The organism is Pseudomonas sp. SYWMCR5 (assembly GCF_057197165.1).
This window is the reverse complement of record NZ_JBXUNH010000006.1, coordinates 341,856-358,341: the sequence shown is the minus strand read 5'-3', so window position 1 is coordinate 358,341 and position 16,486 is coordinate 341,856. Positions and strand designations below refer to the sequence as shown.

The window sequence follows — 16,486 nt, the reverse complement described above, 5'->3', positions numbered from 1 at the left end:
AGATATTCCTGCGCTCTGCCGATGACCTGCATACCAGTTTCATGCGTCGACAAGAAAAAATCCGGGAGCGTGGATGAACATCAAGCAAAAATTGACCTGGGCCTTCGCCGTCATTGCGGGCCTGCCCATCGTCTTGGTCGCCACCGTGGTGGTGCTGAACCTGCGAGAAGAAGCGCAGGACGACTTCCTGGATGGCAGCAGCCGGGAAATCCGCCAGGTCGGCAACGCGATGAACATCTTCTTCCAGGGCATTGCGCAGAACGTCGAGTACCTCGCCAGCCAGCCCTTGGTCACGGCCAGCGCCGACAACCTCAAGAAGTACATTGCCGCCGACGCCGCGCAGATTCCCCTGGGCGAGCAGGACAAGGCGCTGTACGACCAGTTCACCCGCCTGGCCCAGAGCCACCCCGACTACGCCTACGTGTCCTACGGTATGAAAGACGGCGGCTATGCGTTCTGGCCCGGTGACCCGAAGATGGCCAGCTACGACCCGCGCACCCGCCCCTGGTTCCAGGCCGCCATGGCCAGCCCCGGCAAGACCCTGCGCACCGCGCCCTACTACTGGGCCGGCGACGACGCCGTGCTGGTCAGTACCGTGCGCACCGTGGCCAACCAGCTCGGTAGCCCGGGCGGGGTGGTCAACATCGACGTCTCGCTCAAGGGGCTGACCGAGATCGTCAAGCAGATCAAGCTGGGTGACAGCGGCTACCTGATCCTGATGGAGAACAACGGCAACGTCATGGTCGACCCGCGTGACGCGAGCCACAACTTCAAGCAGCTGGAGAGTTTCGGTGGCGGCTACGCCGAACTGGCCAAGGCCGGCAAGGGCCTGGCCGAAGTGACCCTCGATGGCGAACGCTACATGGCCAACATCTACCCGGACGAGCGCCTGGGCTGGACCTTCATCGGCCTGATCCGCCAGGACGAAGTGATGCAGACCACCACCCGCCTGACCTGGCTGATCGGCACGCTCGCACTGGTGCTGGCGGCCGTCTTCGCCGTGGCTGGCGCCGCCTTCGCCAAGCTCATCGTAAGGCCGATCAACAGCGTCACCAGTGGCCTGGAAGACATCGCCCAGGGCGAGGGCGACCTGACCCGCAACCTTGAGGTACGAGGCAGCGACGAAACCGCGCAACTGGCCAACTGGTTCAACCAGTTCCTGGGGGCGATCCGCAGCCTGATCCAGCACATCGGCGGCGCGGCCGGCAAGATCCTCAGCACCTCGGCCAGTTCCACCCGGGTGTCCGGCGACATGGCCGAAGCCGCTGGCCGTCAGCGCGAGGCGGTGGACATGGTATCCACCGCCTTCCACGAAATGGTCGCCACCGCCAACGAAGTGGCGCGCTCCTGCAGCCAGGCCGCACAGTCGGCCGACAGCGGCCAGCAACAGGCACGCGAGGGGCAGCAGCAGATCGATGCGGCGGTGCAGAGCGTCGACCGCCTGAGCCAGGAGATCGAGCAGTCGGCGCAGTCGATCCAGCAACTGGAGCGTGACAGCAACGCGATCCAGTCGATCCTCGGCACCATCCGCTCGATCGCCGAACAGACCAACCTGCTGGCCCTCAACGCGGCCATCGAAGCGGCTCGCGCCGGTGAGCAGGGCCGTGGCTTTGCCGTGGTAGCCGACGAAGTCCGCGCCCTGGCCAAGCGCACCGCCGACTCCACCGCCGAGATCGACGGGCTGCTGGGCAACCTCGCCAACCGCACCGCCGAGGTGGCCGAACAGATGCATGCCAGCCTTGAAGTGTCGCAGCAGTCTGTCAACCGCATCGGCCTGGCGCGCGACAGCTTCGGGCAGATCCGCGAGTCAGTGGACATCATCCGCGACATGAACACCCAGATCGCCACCGCCGCCGAAGAGCAGCACCAGGTGGCCGAGGACATCAATCGGCATATCAGCCAGATTCACGGCGATGCGCAGTTGGTGGCCGAGCTTGCGCAAGCGGCGCGGCAGGACTCCCAGAGCCTGGAAGGGTTGTCCAACGAGCTGGATGCGTTGGTGCGGCGGTTCAGGACCTGAAGTTCACGCGCCACACTGCAAACCTCGGTGTGGCGCGCCACACTCAGAACGAGTGGCTCAGGCCGAGGTTGATTCCATAACGCTGATCAACATTGCGCCCGCGGGCAGCCTCGACCTCCGTGCTGATTGTCCAGCCTGACAGCACCTCGGACGATACGCCCAATGCCATCTCGGTGCGCCCGCTGCTGAACCTGTTGTCGAGTTCATGACCGTTGAGGCTGACCCTGCGCGTGCCGCCCAGGTTGTCCATCACCGCGATGCGGCCGTGGGTCGACATTTCCAGACCATTGTTCAAGACGATGACGCGCCCCCCCTTGATACCGAGCGTCCCCATGTTCAGGTGTTGGTTGGATGACTCGACCTCAAGCCCATTACTCAAGCTGCTGCGCTGCCCCTGCACGATCGCGGCACTCAGTTGTACGAAAGGCTGCACATACCAACCTTGATCAAGGCTCAAGCGACGACCAGTCTCCAGCGTGAGCCCATACCCCCCCTGACGGCGATTGCCGGACACCTTGCGTCCATCGTGAGCCCGGGCATCGATGGTGCCGTCAAACAGGTTGAGCTTGAGCGCAGCATCGGCGTAGTAACCGGAGTTGTCGCCCCAACCGGCATACAACGCGGAGAAGTAGCTGTTCAGTGTTGCAGATGAGCCGCGCTGCAGGCCAATCGCCGAACGACTGAGCCCCACTGCCGCACCGACCCGCCAAGTATCATCGAGCAAAGTATCGGCGCCCAGGGCAAAGCCACCAACGCGCTGGGTATAGCGGGTGCCGACTGCACTGTCGACATCAAAGCCGGTCGTGCCGGTATGCATCCACAACCCGGCTGAACCACCATTGGTCCGCATTTTTTCGAGGCGTCCGACAACCCATCGGGACTCGACCTGCGACGCGGCTTCAAGCGAACTGTCGAACGCCATCGCCGTCTCACCGGCATTGCTCAGTCTCGCCTTGCCCCGCATGTCGACCTGTGGCCGCAAACTCCACTGGTCGCCTTCGCGGACCAACTCGTGAGCAAAGGCCCCTGCATCGACCGGGCCGGATGCCAGATCGAACGTCGCATCACCACTGCCGATTCCGACCACCGGCCCCTGTGGCTCATGGCCAGAACTTGCCAGGTGCAAGGCAAATCTGCCGCTGGCATGACTGTCTATCTGCAAGCGGCTATGGTCGAGCCAGAACGTACCCTCTCCTTGCAAGGTGTCGGCTCGCAGAATACTGCCTGACTGCACGACTACCGAACCCTGGCGCAAGTCGAGAGTCCCGACCTGAGCGTCCGCCATCGTCTCCCACCTGGACTGCGCGCCAATCTGCAACTGCTGGACATTATGTAGCTGGCCTCGTAAGTGCGCCGCATTGTCCAGGGTGATATCAGCACTGGCACCCTGCTCGACGCGGATGTCGCCTTCCAGGCGACTGTTGCTCACGTGAAGCGAGGCCTCGCCGCCCTCGATGACCTCAAGCAGCACGCCGTTGGCGCCTTTGAGTTGGCCTCCGTCGGCGACCCGGATGTCCACCTGTGCGTCACGAACCACTACCGCACTACCCTGCTGCCCCTCGATCAGACTGGCCTGAACAACGACCTGATTGGGCAGATCCTTTTGCCAGAACTCCGGTGTACCGACTTCCAGACCGACGTCCCCCGACACCACGGTCCCTTCATGCAAAGCAAGTGTTCCGCCCTTGAGTACAACACCTGCTCTGTCACCGTGGATGCGCGAACTGCGCGCGTGCAGATCAGCCGAGTCCAACTCCACCCCAGTGGTGGCACCGCGCACACTGCTGCCGCTCAAGATCGCCGTAGACGTCAAAGTGTCATCGCCCAGCGTTCCAAGGGCCATACCGATGGAGCCTGTGCTGACTACCGTGGCATTGGTCAGGTTGACCGCACCATCCACGATGCTGATCGCAGCCCTGTCGGTCGAACTCACCTTGGCTCCCTCGACGTTGACCTGACCGCCGTCGAATCCAGTGATACGTCCGGTCTCGGCGCCCGGGCGCACGTCAAGACGCGCCCCGCTGCCCAGGTGCCAATCCTCGACAGGGTCTCCAGGGGAGACCAGCGCAAACTCGCCAGGCCCCAAGTCCGCGGCATTGGCAGCCAGACTTGCGCCCAAAGTGAACGTCAGGGTTGCCGCCAGCGGATGGCGCCGCAGTAAAATTAGTGATCCAGTCATGGAAATGCCTCTCAGGATATTGGCTCGAGAGGCGGACGTTACGTTGGAGCAAAAGGAAGATCGGTCAGACAGTTCCGTATTGATCGTGAGAAGCGAGTTGTTCGCATTGACCGTTCGAAATAACGTCGGATAAGACTTGCTCGGTCGTCGTTAGAAACGAAGCTCCCCAGGCGTCGCACCGAACAGTTGCTTGAACGCCGCGATATAGGCCGATGTCGAGTCATACCCGCAGCCTAGTGCTGCATCGGTCACGCTCTCCCCCGCCTCCAGCAACGCCAGCGACGACAACAGCCGCATGCGCTGGCGCCAGTTACGGAAGCTCAGCCCCGTCTCACGCTGGAACAGGCGCATCAGGGTCTTCTCCGAGCACCCCAATTGCAGCGCCCATTGCTGCAGGGTCTGCGCCTGGTCGGGCGCGGCGATCAACTGATTGCACAGCGCGAGCAACCCGGCATGGCGCGGTAGCGGCAGCGAAAACCCCACCTGCGGCAACGCCTGCAACTGGTCGAGCAAGACGGCTACCAGACGCGCCTCGGCGCTGTCGCCTTCGGGATACGACGCGGGCATCTGGCAGAACTGCTTGATCAGCTCCCGCGCCAGCGGCGTCACTTCGAGTACCCGGCATTCGTCGGCGGCCCAGGTACAGGCATCGCGACGCACGTACAGGCTGCGCATCTCGGCCTGCATCGAAGTCACCACTTCGTGTTCGAGGCCAGCCGGAATCCACACCCCCCACTGCGGTGGCGCGAAGTAGCTGCCATCGCTGGTGTAGACCCCCAACACACCGCTGATCGCGTAGGAAAACTGCACCCAATCGTGCCGGTGGCGCGTGGTCCAGGAGCCCGCGCCGAGGCTTTCGGCACGGGCGTAGAGTGGCCTGGGCAGTTGCTCAAGGTCGGGGATGGCGCGGGGGGCGGAAATCTGTCCGAGGGTCTGCATGGCACTGTTTTTTGTCTTGGATCGGACAAGGTTAACACCTCAGCGCTCGACGATCGCCGTCACCCCCTGCCCGCTCGCCGCACAGATCGAGATCAGCCCGCGCCCCTTGCCCGCCGTGGCCAGCAGCTTGGCCATGTTGGCCAGGATCCGCCCGCCGGTGGCGGCGAAGGGGTGCCCGGCGGCCAACGAGCTGCCCTTGACGTTGAGTTTGCTGCGATCGATCGCCCCCAATGCCCCCTCCAGCCCCAATGTCTCTCGGCAGTACCGATCGTCCTCCCAGGCCTTCAGCGTGCAGAGCACCTGGGCCGCGAAGGCCTCGTGGATTTCGTAGTAGTCGAAGTCCTGCAGGCTCAGGCCATTGCGCGCCAACAGCCGCGGCACGGCATGAACCGGCGCCATCAGCAGCCCCTCCTGGCCTTTGACGAAGTCCACCGCCGCGGTCTCGCCATCGACCAGATAGGCGAGTACGGGCAAACCGCGCGCCTCGGCCCAGGCCTCGCTGCCCAGCAACACCAACGAGGCGCCATCAGTCAGCGGTGTGGAGTTTCCGGCAGTCAGGGTGCCCTGGGCACCTTTGTCGAACACCGGTCTGAGCTTGGCCAACTGCTCTGGGGTGAGGTCCGCACGCAAGTTGTTGTCGCGGGTCAGGCCGAGGTAGGGCGTGAGCAGGTCGTCATGCCAGCCTTCGGTGTAGGACGCGGCCAGATGGCGATGACTGAGCAGTGCCAGTTCGTCCTGTTCGGCGCGTCCGATCTGCCAGGTCTGAGCCATGCGCTCGCAGTGCTCGCCCATCGACAGCCCGGTACGTGGCTCGCCATTGCGTGGGAACTCAGGCTTCAGAAAACTCGGACGTACATTCAGGAAGGGCCTCAGGCGCTCGCTCAGGGTCTTGCCCCGGTTCGCCTGCAGCAAGACCCGGCGCAGCCCTTCATTGATGGCGATCGGCGCGTCCGAAGTGGTATCGACGCCACCAGCTATGCCGCTGTCGATCTGCCCGAGGGCGATCTTGTTGGCCACCAGCAGCGCCGCCTCAAGGCCGGTGCCGCAGGCTTGCTGGATGTCGTAGGCGGGTGTTTGCGGAGACAGACGCGAACCCAGCACACATTCGCGGGTCAGGTTCATGTCGCGCGAATGCTTGAGCACCGCGCCCGCCACCACCTCGCCCAGGCGCTGGCCATGCAGGCGGTAGCGCTCCACCAGGCCTTCCAGGGTGGCGGTGAGCATTGCCTGGTTGCTGGCAGTGGCGTAGGCGCCATTGGAGCGGGCGAAGGGGATACGGTTGCCCCCCAGGATCGCGACCCGTCGAGGTGAGTGCATGCGCTGATTCCTCCTGAAACAATTTGATCCGATTGGATGACGGTCTCAAAGCCCGTCACTTCGGCTAGGTTGGCTACAGCCTAGGCGTTTTTGCCACATTCGAACGACCTTGCCACAAACATGGTCCACACTTGCATGCTTGCCTTCAGGGAGACCCGCACCATGAGCGACCGCTATCTCGGCTTTGCCAACTCCAACCTCGGCCGCCGCCTGGTCGACGCCCTCGGCCTGCCGCGTCCGGCGCCGCTGGAGCGCTGGCAGGCCGGGCGCCTGCGCCCGATCGAAGGCGCACTGGTGCTGGGCGGCGGGCCGCTGGTGCGCAAGGTCGAAGCCATCGCCCCGGCACTCACCGACGAATGCTACAGCTTTGCTGGCGAAAACCTCGCAGCCCCCGCCTGGGTCGCCGGGCTCGGCCCGAAACTCAAGGCAGTGGTGTTCGATGCCAGTCATCTGTCCGACAGCGATGAGCTTCGGCAGTTGCGCGAATTCTTCCAGCCGCTGCTGCGCAGCTTGGCGCCCTGCGCCCATGTAGTGATCCTCGGACGCCCTCCCGAACAGGTCGAAGCGCCCCAGGCCAGCGTCGCCCAGCGTGCCCTCGAAGGCTTCAGCCGCTCGCTGGCCAAGGAGCTGCGCAACGGCGCAACGGCCCAATTGCTGTATGTCGCTTCCGGCGCGGAGGATCAGCTCGAAGGTGCGCTGCGCTTCTTCCTTTCACCCAAGAGCGCGTTCGTGTCCGGGCAGGTCCTGCGCCTCGAAGCCTGTACAAGCCAGGTACAGGACTGGACTCGGCCCCTGGCCGGCAAGCGTGCGCTGGTCACCGGCGCCGCCCGTGGCATCGGTGCGTCCATCGCCGAGACCCTGGCCCGTGACGGCGCCGAGGTGGTCCTGCTGGACGTGCCGCCGGCACAGAAAGACCTCGATGCCCTTGCCGCACGTATCGGCGGCCAGGCCCTGGCGCTGGATATCTGCGCCAGCGACGCCGCAACCCAATTGCTGGAAGGCCTGCCGACGGGCATCGACATCGTCGTGCACAATGCCGGTATCACCCGCGACAAGACCCTCGCCAACATGACTCCGGAGTACTGGGACGCGGTCATGGCCGTCAACCTCAAGGCCCCTCAAGTGCTGACCCAGGCCCTGCTCGACGCCGGCCAGTTGCACGACAATGCGCGCATCGTGCTGCTCGCCTCGGTCAGTGGCATCGCCGGTAACCGTGGCCAGGCCAACTACGCCGCGAGCAAGGCCGGCCTGATCGGCTTCGCCCAGGCCTGGGCGCCGAGGCTTGCCGAGCAGGGCGCCAGCATCAATGCCGTGGCCCCCGGTTTCATCGAAACCCACATGACCGCCGCCATGCCCATGGGTCTGCGCGAGGCTGGCCGTCGCCTGAGTTCATTGGGCCAGGGTGGGCGCCCACAAGACGTCGCCGAGGCTGTCGCCTGGCTCGCCCAGCCCGGCAGTGGTGCGGTCAGCGGCCAGTACCTGCGCGTCTGCGGGCAAGCACTGATGGGGGCATGAACATGAACCGGACATGGCAGGACCTGCACACCCCCGAGACCCGCACCAGGCTTTATCTGCGAGCGCTCGGCAAGCGCAAGATCAGTGGCGACCGCCTGCCCACAGGTGGCCTGCGCTGCTTCCTGCGGGTCGACCCAACGAACCTTGCGGCTTATCGTCGCCTGTGCCACTTCAGCGACGAGGGTCGCCTGCCGCCTACCTATCCGCACGTGGTCGCGTTCAACCTGCAATTGCAGCTGCTGACCGCCAGCGACTTTCCCTTCCCGCTACTCGGGCTGGTGCACCTGCACAACGAGATCCAGGTGCTGCGCCCACTGGGCGCCATCGAGGGCCTGCGCTTTGCCGTGCATGCCGACAACCTGCAGGCACATGCAAAGGGCGGCACCTTCGACCTGATCACCGAGGCCCACGACGGGCTGGGGCTGCTCTGGCGCGAAACCAGCCGCATGCTTGTGCGAGGGCTGAAGCTCGAAGGCGAAACGCACCAGAGCAACGATGAGCCGACCAGCGAAGCGCCGGAAGTGACGCGCTGGTACGCCGACAGCGATATCGGCCGACGCTACGCCAAGGTCTGCGGCGACTACAACCCCATCCACCTGAGCGCGGCGAGTGCCCGGCTGTTCGGTTTCCCCAAGGCCATTGCCCATGGCATGTGGAACAAGGCCATGGCGCTGGCGGCGCTGCGCGGGCATCTGCCGGTGGCGGGTTATGGGTTCGCGGTGGATTTCCACAAGCCGGTGCGCCTGCCGTCGGAGGTGGTGCTCGGCGCAAGTGCCGCAGGGCCACAAGGGCAACTCAATCTGACGGGACACGGGGGCCTGCTGCACATGACCGGCAAATGGAGCGCCCTGTAACCGGTCAAGCGCGCGCTGAGCCCTCCCCCTTGGCCCCCAACAATGGCCTCCAATTCACTTGATTTGCTCCCTGGCGCACCTGAAGCTATGCGCCAGAAGGAGAGCCCTCGATGAACCTGCAAGAACTGACCGATCGCCTGCACCAGATCCGCGACAACAACGACTGGCGCGGCTTCCACAGCCCTAAGAACCTGGCCATGGCCGCCAGCGTCGAGATGGCCGAGCTGGTGGAAATCTTCCAGTGGCTGAGCGAAGACCAGTCACGCCAGCTTGCCCCCGAGCAGCTCGCCCACGCCGGCCAGGAAGTCGGCGATGTGGTGCTCTATCTGTTGCTGCTGTGCAGCGAGCTGGGGCTGGACATGGAAAGCGTGGTGCGGGCCAAGCTCGCCGACAGCGAGAGGCGCTTCGCCCGATGAACGACCGTCATTTCGATGAGCTAGCCAGCCGCTTCGCCGAGAAGATCTACGGCGGGGCCAAAGGCGCGATCCGCCTGGCGGTGTTGCAGGCCGACCTGGCCGAAAGCCTGCCCGACCGCCCCCTGCGCATCCTCGACATTGGCGCAGGCCTGGGACACATGGCGTTGTGGCTGGCGCAGCGCGGGCACCAGGTGACCCTGGCCGAGCCCGCCGCGCCGATGCTCGACGGCGCCCGCGCGCGCTTCGCCGAGGCCAACCAACCCGCCACCTTCATCCAGGCCCCCTGGCAGGACCTGCTCGGTCAGCTCACCGAGCCCTTCGATGTGGTGCTGTGCCACGCGGTGCTCGAATGGCTGGCCGAACCGCACAGCATCCTGCCGGTGCTGCACCAACTGACCGCGCCGGGTGGCTGGCTGTCGCTGGCGTTCTACAACCGCGACGCGCTGGTCTACCGCAACTTGCTCAAGGGTCACTTCCGCAAGCTGCGCAGCGACCGTCTGGCCGGGGAAAAACAGAGTCTCACCCCGCAAAAACCCCTTGATCCGCGAGAACTGCGAGCGCAACTTGAACCCTTGTGGCAGGTCAAAAGCGAGAGTGGCGTGAGAGTGTTCCACGACTACATGCCCAAGGAGTTCCAGGACAAGGCCGAACTGCTCGACCTGCTGGAAATGGAACTGGCCCACCGCCGTCACCCAAGCTTCGCCGGGCTCGGCCGTTACCTGCACTGGACCTGTCGCCCACGCTGATCTCGCCAGCCGGGAGGAATACATGCCGTACCGTCTGTTGTGCCTGGCCTTGCTCCCCTTCGCCCTGGCGGCGTGCCAGAGCAGCAATCCCTATGTCGCCAGTTCCCGGCCACTGCCACCGGCTCCGCCCCAGGCCGCGACCACATTCGACGCCAGCGCCTACCCGGCCGCGCCGCGCGACTATGGCCGCTACCGCAGCTGGAGCTGGCGCAACGGCCAGTTACCCAGCGGCAGCGCCAATGCCGACCCTGCGCAACTGGCAGATGCCATCAGCGGTGCGCTCGACCAGCACGGCCTGCGCCCGGCACGCGGCGCCAGCGGCGACCTGCTGGTCAGCGCCAACCTGCGCCTGGAACGCCGCCTGCGTCAGGTCCGCGATTACGACTACGACCCCTACTATGGCCCTGCCCCCTACGGCGGCATCGGCTATGGCGGCTACCGCAACGGCTATGGTGCCTACGGCAGCGTACCGGTCGTGCGCACCTACGAAGTCGAGGTGATGGTGGTGCGCATCGACCTGTTCGATGCCCGCAACGGCCAGCCGGTGTGGAGTGCCAGCGCCGAAAGCGGCAGCGACAAGGCCTCGCCACGGGACCGTGAAAACGCCCTGCGCGAGTCGGTGCGCAAGGCCCTCAGTGGCTACCCTCCCAGTTAACGCGTCAGGAGAATCATCATGTTGCGCCGTCTCGTTCTGCTGTCCTTCGCGTTGCTGGTCGCTGCCTGCTCCAGCAACAACGTCACCCAGGATTTCGATGCCAGCCGCGACTTCGCCGCCTACCGCAGCTGGGCCTGGCAGGAACCGGCGCTGCAATATCGCCCGGACGATCCGCGGATCAAGAGCGACCTCACCGAGCAGCGCATCCGCCAGGCTGTGGCCGACCAGCTCGACCAGCGCGGCCTGCGCCCGGCCCAGGGCACGGCCCGGGCGGATGTCAGGGTGCGTGCCTACCTGATCGTCGAAGACCGCCAGCAACAGATCACCACCAACTACGGCGGTGCCTGGGGCGGCTATTGGGGAGGCTACTGGGGCGGGCCGATGTACAACGAGACCCGCAGCGTCGACTACAAGGTGGCGACCATCCAGGTGGACCTGTTCGATGGCCGGGACGGCAAGCTGGTCTGGCGCGGCAGCGCCGAACAGGTCATGAACAACTACCCGCCGAGCCCGCAGGAGCGCAATGCCGCGATCCAGAAGACAGTGACCCAGGTGATGAGCAACTACCCACCGCGTTGAGACCCAACCCCTATTTGTAGGAGCGGCGGTTCGCCGCTGCGACTTGCCCGCGAACACGGGCGTAGCCCGTGCCAAGCAGCGCGGTGTTTTTTTCGCGGGCAAGCCCGCTCCTACAACCCGGCGGCGTGAAGGCTGAGAAGAAGCAAGATGCCATCACCGTGACTACACTCCTGTAATCGCAATCGCGATGCCGGCCTTCGGCCTGCAAAGGAGTGCCCGTGGTTTCCTCGTCCGCTGCGCGCCAACGCGGCGCGATCGGCCTGATGGCCGTGATCACCCTCGGTATGGCCCTGCTGTTCCTGCTGCTGGCAATCGACAGTGGGCGGCTCTACCTCGAACAACGCAAGCTGCAGCGCATCGCCGACATGGCGGCGCTGGAAGCCGCCGGGCAGTTCGCCGTGTGCATCGGCACCGGCCCACAGGCCACTGCGATCGCCCGTACTGCTGCCACCCGCAACGGACACGCCCCTGGCAACCCACTGCAGGCCACTTGCGGCTACGTGCAGACCGGCGCCAACAGCCTGCGCAGCTTCACCCGCGACGACAACCGCAACGAAGCGATCCGGGTCGATGTCAGCAACACCGTCACCACCAGCGTCGCGGCGGGGGTGTATGCCCTGATCCAGGGCAATGGCGTGCCGCTGACCACCACCCTGCAAGCCCACGCTGTCGCTTCAGCGCCGCTGCCGCCGCAGGCAATGCTGAGTATCCGCACCACTCTCGCCACGGTCGATTCGCGTCAGTCGGTGTTGCTCAATGCCCTGCTTGGCGCCCTCGGCGGTGGCGTGCAACTGGACCTTGCCGGTTGGCAAGGCATCGCCGCCACCGACATCAAGCTGCTCAGCTACCTCGACCAATTGGCAGTCGACCTCAATCTCACGGTTGGCGACTACAAGCAGCTGCTCAACGCCAACGCCACCGCCACCCAACTGCTGCAGGCGGCGGTCAAGGTGCTGCAACAAAGCGGGGCGGCGCTGGAGGTGGTGACCAACCTGGGCAAGGTCGCCCTGGGGGCCGGCAACGGCACGCTGGTGCGCCTGGGCGATATCCTCGACATCCAGAACGGCACCGCCCAGGCTGGCCTGGATGCCAGCATCCAGTTGCTGCAACTGGTCCAAGGCGTGATCCAGCTGGCCGCCAGCGAAAGCGCCGCCAACGTCGACCTGCCGCTCAACGTGCTCGGCCTGGTCAACGGACGGGTGCGCCTGAAGGTCATCGAGCCGCAGCAGATCTCCTCGGTCGGAGACCCGCGTACCGACGAGCTGCGCGTACACACTGCCCAGGTGCGGGCGATGATCTCCCTCGACCTGCCCTTGCTCGATGGTATCTTCGGCCTGGTCAACGCCGTGCTCGAACTCGCCGCACCGCTGACCAACGTGATCAACAACCTGCTCAGCCTGAACCTCGCCGCCACCGTGCAATCGGTGCTCTGCCTGCTCGGCGTGCCCTGTACGGTCAGCGATATCGTCCTGGTGCCCGGCAAGCTGCACCTGGATATCGGCCTTGAAGTCGCCGAAGCCAGCACCCGCCTGAACCCTGCAGCCCCCGATACCTTCGGTTGCTCACCCAAGCGCCTGACCACCCGCAACCAGAGCTCGGCGGTCAAGATCGCGGTGGGCCAGTTCGCCTCACCGGATGAGTTCTTCACCAACGGCACTACCGCCGTGAAGGCGCTGCCGCTGATCGACATCGGCACCAAGCGCTGCACCCGGCTGTTGATCCTGCCGCTCGGCAAATGCGAGGAGCGCATCCCCTTCGTCGGCGGCGGCATCGGCCTGCGTGTGGACAGCAAGGTGCTGGGCAGCGGCGCCCAGGAGCGCGCACTGACCTTCCAGGCCCCTACCAGCGTGCCGCCGAACATCGGCCTCAAGCCTGCCTACCTGCCCATGAGAACCGCCAACGACAACGTGGTTGGCAGCCTCAGCGACACCCTGCTGGGCATTCACCTGGAAGCCTACCGGCCGACCGCCAACAACAGCGGCCTGGGCCAGGTGCTGGTGCTGGTGGGTGGGGTACTCGATGGCGTCAAGGCCATACTGGAGCCGCTGATCAAAGGCCTGCTCAGCCCGCTGCTCGACCCCTTGCTGAACGTGCTGCTGAAAGTGCTGGGTATCGACCTGGTCAACGCCGAGGTCGGCGCCAACCTCAGTTGCTCGACAGGCCGTGCTCAACTGGCGCTGTAGAGCGGCAGCAGTATGCAAAAGCACGCGCCCTCGGGGCCGTTGAGTGCCTCGAGGCTGCCGCCCATGGCCTCGACGATGCCATGGCTCACCGACAGTCCCAGGCCCGTGCCGACACCCGCGGGCTTGGTGGTGAAGAATGGCTCGAAGATGCGTCCGAGCAGGCGCGGATCGATGCCGCCCGCGTTGTCCTCGACCCGCAGGCAGACGCGCCCCTCGACCTGCTGTTGGCTGACCCGGATGGCCGGTGCCAGGGCTTGGCGTTCGAGCAACGCGTCGCGGGCATTGATCATCAGGTTGATCAACACCTGCTCGAGCTGGTCCTGATGCCCCTGCACCGCCAACGACGACTCGGGCGACGCGATATGCACGGCCACACCCTTGCCCCGAAGCCCCTCGGCCAGCAACGCGACCGCACCCTCCACCGCGTTCCAGGCCACGAACACCTGACGCTCCGGTTCAGAGCGACGGCCATAAACACGCATGTGCTCCACCAGCCGCGCCGCCCGCTCCACCTGGGCCTCGATACGGTGCAGCTTGTCGGTCAGGTAATCGGTGTCCGCTGCGCCGTTCTCCAGGCGCTTCAAGGTATTGGCCACAGCCATGCGCATCACGTTCAGCGGCTGGTTGATCTCGTGCACCAACCCGGTCGCCAGCTCGCCGAGGGTCGCCATCTTCGCCCCCTGCAGCAACTGGCGCTGGCTGCGGCGCACCTCGGTGTTGTCCCGCCCCACCGCCTGGATTTCCAGGAGCTGCCCCTGCGCGTCGAACAGGCCGCGGTCAGCCCACACCCACCAGGCGTTTTCCCGCCCCGGCAGCTGCAGGCAGACTTCTGCATTGCTCAAGGGGCGCTCCGGGGTCAGCGTTGCCAGACGCTGCAGGAACGCGCTGCGTTGAGCGTCGGACATCCACTGGCCAAGGTTCATGCCGGCAAGCTGCTGCGGCGCACACTCCAGATGGTCGGCCAGCGGACGGTTACCGAACAGCAGTTCGAGGTCGGGACGATAGCGGCAGATCATCGCCGGCGAATCCTCCACCAGCACCCGGTAGCGCTCCTCGCTGTGGCGCACGCGCTCGGCGGCCTCGGTCGCCTCGCTGACATCCAGCCACAGCCCGACCACCTCCACAGGCTGACCGAGGTCGTCGCGCAGCAGACGGGCTTCATCGAGTACCCAGTGATAGCCGCCCGCCTGGTCGCGCAGGCGATAGCGACAGCGCGCCTGGCCATCGCGCAGCAGCGTACGCGTGCGCTCCAGCCACAGGTTGCGGTCATCGGGATGCACTGCCAACCCCGGCTGACGGGCCAGCTCGCTGTCGCTGGGCCAGCCCAGCATCGGCGCCAGGCTGGCACTGAAGAACTCGCTGTGCAGCGCACCCTCGGCATAGCGCTGGATGTAGATCACTGCCGGTGAGCTGGCGATCAGGTTCTCCAGCCGTGCACGGGCGGCGCCCGCCTGCAGCTCCTGGGCCTTGAGCGCGCTGATGTCGAGCAGAAAGCCGCGCACCTGGCGACCCTGCAGTTGCCCCACCCAGTGCAGCCAGCGCGGGCTGATCTGAGGGGCGTGCTCCTGCAGGCGCAGACTGAGGCTCAGGGCACGGCCTTCGAGCAGTTGCTCGAGCGCCAGTTGCGCGGCCTCGCGATCTGCCGGGTGCACCCGCGCCAGCCATTGCTCGACGGTGATTTCACGTGGCAGGTCGACACTGGCCGCCAAGGCTGGGTCCAACTGCAGCGGCCCCTGCAGTGGCCACTCCCACCAACCGGCGCCCAATTGCCGCTGCAGCGCGTCGAGGTGCTGGTCGCTGCGCTGCAACTGGCGCTGCCGAAGGCGCGCCAGCAACGGGTCCAGCAACGCCTGCAAGAGCCACTCCTGCGCCTCGTGCACAGGCGGCGTCCCGCTCGCCACACACAGCAGGCAGGCCTGGATATCCGGCCCCAGCCGGTAGGGCAGCAGCGACACCGGCAAACCGCCACACAAGGCTTGCAACTCGGAGCGCTCGGACGCATCGAGTTCACCCCGTAGCGCGAACCTCTCAAGCCACGGATGCAGCTGCCCGTCGTCGGCCCAGGGCCAGTCATCGCCACTGTCGGCATGACTGCGCCAGACGCCGGCCTCAAGCAGCATCAGGCGCACCGAATCGATCTGCCAGTGCTCGACCAGGCGCCGCAACTGCTCGCCGGTCACCTGCGCCAGGCGCTCCTCGCCACACTCGCGCACCGCACGGCCGATGTCGCCAGCCAGGCGCTGCAGGCTCAAGCGTTGCGCTTCGTGGTCATGCGCGCGCAACAGGTCGCCGATATCGAACAACTGCAGCAACCAGCCCTCGGCCTGACGCTGCAGCCAACCGCGAGTGTGCAGCGTATGGCCGTGCACGGTACGAAAATCCAGATCCAACGGCTGCCCCTGCCAATCGGCAGGATCGCCTTCGAGTACCAGCCAGCTATGGTGCTGCAGGTAGTCCTGCACCCGTGTGGCGTGGTGGGTCGGCATGGCCAGCAGGGTGCGCAGCGGTCCGGACAGACGCAGCACCTGGCCCCGCTCGTCGAGCCACACTTGCAGGCCAACCGCCAACGGCGCCTCGGCCACCGCTGCCTGGCCCCCCAACCAGCGATCGAACACGCCACTCACAGTTGCAGGCTCGCTTGGGCCTGCAGGCGCTGGGGCAGCCGCGGCACTTCGCCGATCAGCGGCAGCACCAGCACCGGCATGACATTGGTCAGTTTGTTTTTCGGGTAATCGATGGTCACGGTCAGCAGGTTACCGGGCGCCAGTACGATCCGCGCATCGGTGGTGGGCTGAAAGTCCAGTGCAGCGGGCATCCAGCTCAGTTGCTGGGTGATCACCTGGCGCGCCAGGTTCTGCACATCGGTGGCATAGGTGGCGCTGTTCGGGTCCAGCGCCACGCAGCGGCGCACCGCCTCGCTGCTGGCCTGGTTGAACGACTGCAGCATGAGCATCGGCAGGCTGTAGCTGACCAAGCCATAGAACACCGCGAAGAAGATCATGAAGACTGCGACAAACTCGATGGCTGCCGCGCCTTTTTGCCGTACTGCCGGGCTTGCTCGCATGATCACGTCTACCCTGACT

General features: G+C 65.6%; 13 protein-coding genes and 1 pseudogene. 9 read left to right on the top strand and 5 right to left on the bottom strand.

What is annotated here, in order from left to right; translation table 11 throughout:
- Nucleotides 1-73: 73 nt before the first annotated feature.
- Nucleotides 74-1,162, top strand: a pseudogene (locus tag AC2CGW_RS18050) (HAMP domain-containing protein); the annotation flags it as partial.
- A 90-nt stretch (nt 1,163-1,252) separates the two neighbouring features.
- Nucleotides 1,253-2,020, top strand: a complete 768-nt coding sequence (locus tag AC2CGW_RS18045) for a methyl-accepting chemotaxis protein (RefSeq protein ID WP_370671049.1) — start codon at nt 1,253-1,255, stop codon at nt 2,018-2,020.
- A gap of 43 nt (nt 2,021-2,063) precedes the next feature.
- Here the strand turns inward: AC2CGW_RS18045 and AC2CGW_RS18040 are convergent, their stop codons facing one another.
- The 3 genes from AC2CGW_RS18040 to AC2CGW_RS18030 all read right to left on the bottom strand — a co-directional run bounded on the left by AC2CGW_RS18040 (nt 2,064) and on the right by AC2CGW_RS18030 (nt 6,455).
- Nucleotides 2,064-4,199, bottom strand: coding sequence for an autotransporter outer membrane beta-barrel domain-containing protein (locus tag AC2CGW_RS18040; RefSeq protein WP_484574393.1), 2,136 nt, complete (start codon nt 4,197-4,199; stop codon nt 2,064-2,066).
- Between the two features lie 150 nt (nt 4,200-4,349).
- Complete coding sequence (locus AC2CGW_RS18035) at nt 4,350-5,138, bottom strand: AraC family transcriptional regulator (RefSeq protein WP_153774057.1); 789 nt, start codon at nt 5,136-5,138, stop codon at nt 4,350-4,352.
- A gap of 39 nt (nt 5,139-5,177) precedes the next feature.
- Complete coding sequence (locus tag AC2CGW_RS18030; protein ID WP_186721886.1) at nt 5,178-6,455, bottom strand: acetyl-CoA C-acetyltransferase; 1,278 nt, start codon at nt 6,453-6,455, stop codon at nt 5,178-5,180.
- A gap of 120 nt (nt 6,456-6,575) precedes the next feature.
- Here AC2CGW_RS18030 and AC2CGW_RS18025 point away from each other — a divergent pair, with 120 nt between their 5' ends.
- The 7 genes from AC2CGW_RS18025 (at nt 6,576) to AC2CGW_RS17995 (ending at nt 13,403) form a co-directional block, all read left to right on the top strand.
- Nucleotides 6,576-7,970: a 3-oxoacyl-ACP reductase gene (locus AC2CGW_RS18025; protein ID WP_484574392.1), complete on the top strand. Its 1,395-nt coding sequence runs from the start codon at nt 6,576-6,578 to the stop codon at nt 7,968-7,970.
- A 2-nt stretch (nt 7,971-7,972) separates the two neighbouring features.
- Entirely contained in the window at nt 7,973-8,824 is an 852-nt protein-coding gene (locus AC2CGW_RS18020; protein ID WP_186721882.1) for a MaoC family dehydratase, read from the top strand.
- 110 nt (nt 8,825-8,934) lie between these two features.
- On the top strand, nt 8,935-9,240 hold the full coding sequence (locus tag AC2CGW_RS18015) for a MazG-like family protein (RefSeq protein ID WP_186666055.1): 306 nt from the start codon (nt 8,935-8,937) through the stop codon (nt 9,238-9,240).
- The gene (locus AC2CGW_RS18010) at nt 9,237-9,986 is read left to right on the top strand and encodes a methyltransferase domain-containing protein (protein ID WP_484574391.1); all 750 of its coding nucleotides are present in this window, start codon (nt 9,237-9,239) and stop codon (nt 9,984-9,986) included. Before AC2CGW_RS18015 ends, AC2CGW_RS18010 begins: the two co-directional genes overlap by 4 nt.
- Nucleotides 9,987-10,008: 22 nt before the next feature.
- The gene (locus AC2CGW_RS18005) at nt 10,009-10,641 is read left to right on the top strand and encodes a DUF4136 domain-containing protein (protein WP_484574390.1); all 633 of its coding nucleotides are present in this window, start codon (nt 10,009-10,011) and stop codon (nt 10,639-10,641) included.
- 18 nt (nt 10,642-10,659) lie between these two features.
- Nucleotides 10,660-11,220 carry a DUF4136 domain-containing protein gene (locus AC2CGW_RS18000; RefSeq protein WP_186666049.1) on the top strand — a complete coding sequence of 187 codons (561 nt, stop codon included), beginning with the start codon at nt 10,660-10,662 and terminating at the stop codon, nt 11,218-11,220.
- Nucleotides 11,221-11,438: 218 nt separating this feature from the next.
- Complete coding sequence (locus AC2CGW_RS17995) at nt 11,439-13,403, top strand: pilus assembly protein TadG-related protein (RefSeq protein WP_484574389.1); 1,965 nt, start codon at nt 11,439-11,441, stop codon at nt 13,401-13,403.
- On the opposite strand, the gene AC2CGW_RS17990 is transcribed toward AC2CGW_RS17995, so the two are convergent.
- Together AC2CGW_RS17990 and AC2CGW_RS17985 are read right to left on the bottom strand one after the other, a co-directional pair.
- Entirely contained in the window at nt 13,388-16,027 is a 2,640-nt protein-coding gene (locus AC2CGW_RS17990) for an ATP-binding protein (protein WP_484574388.1), read from the bottom strand. The genes AC2CGW_RS17995 and AC2CGW_RS17990 overlap by 16 nt on opposite strands.
- A complete protein-coding gene (locus AC2CGW_RS17985) occupies nt 16,024-16,467 on the bottom strand; it encodes a TadE/TadG family type IV pilus assembly protein (RefSeq protein WP_484574387.1) in 444 nt (147 codons plus the stop codon). Before AC2CGW_RS17985 ends, AC2CGW_RS17990 begins: the two co-directional genes overlap by 4 nt.
- Nucleotides 16,468-16,486 lie beyond the last annotated feature (19 nt).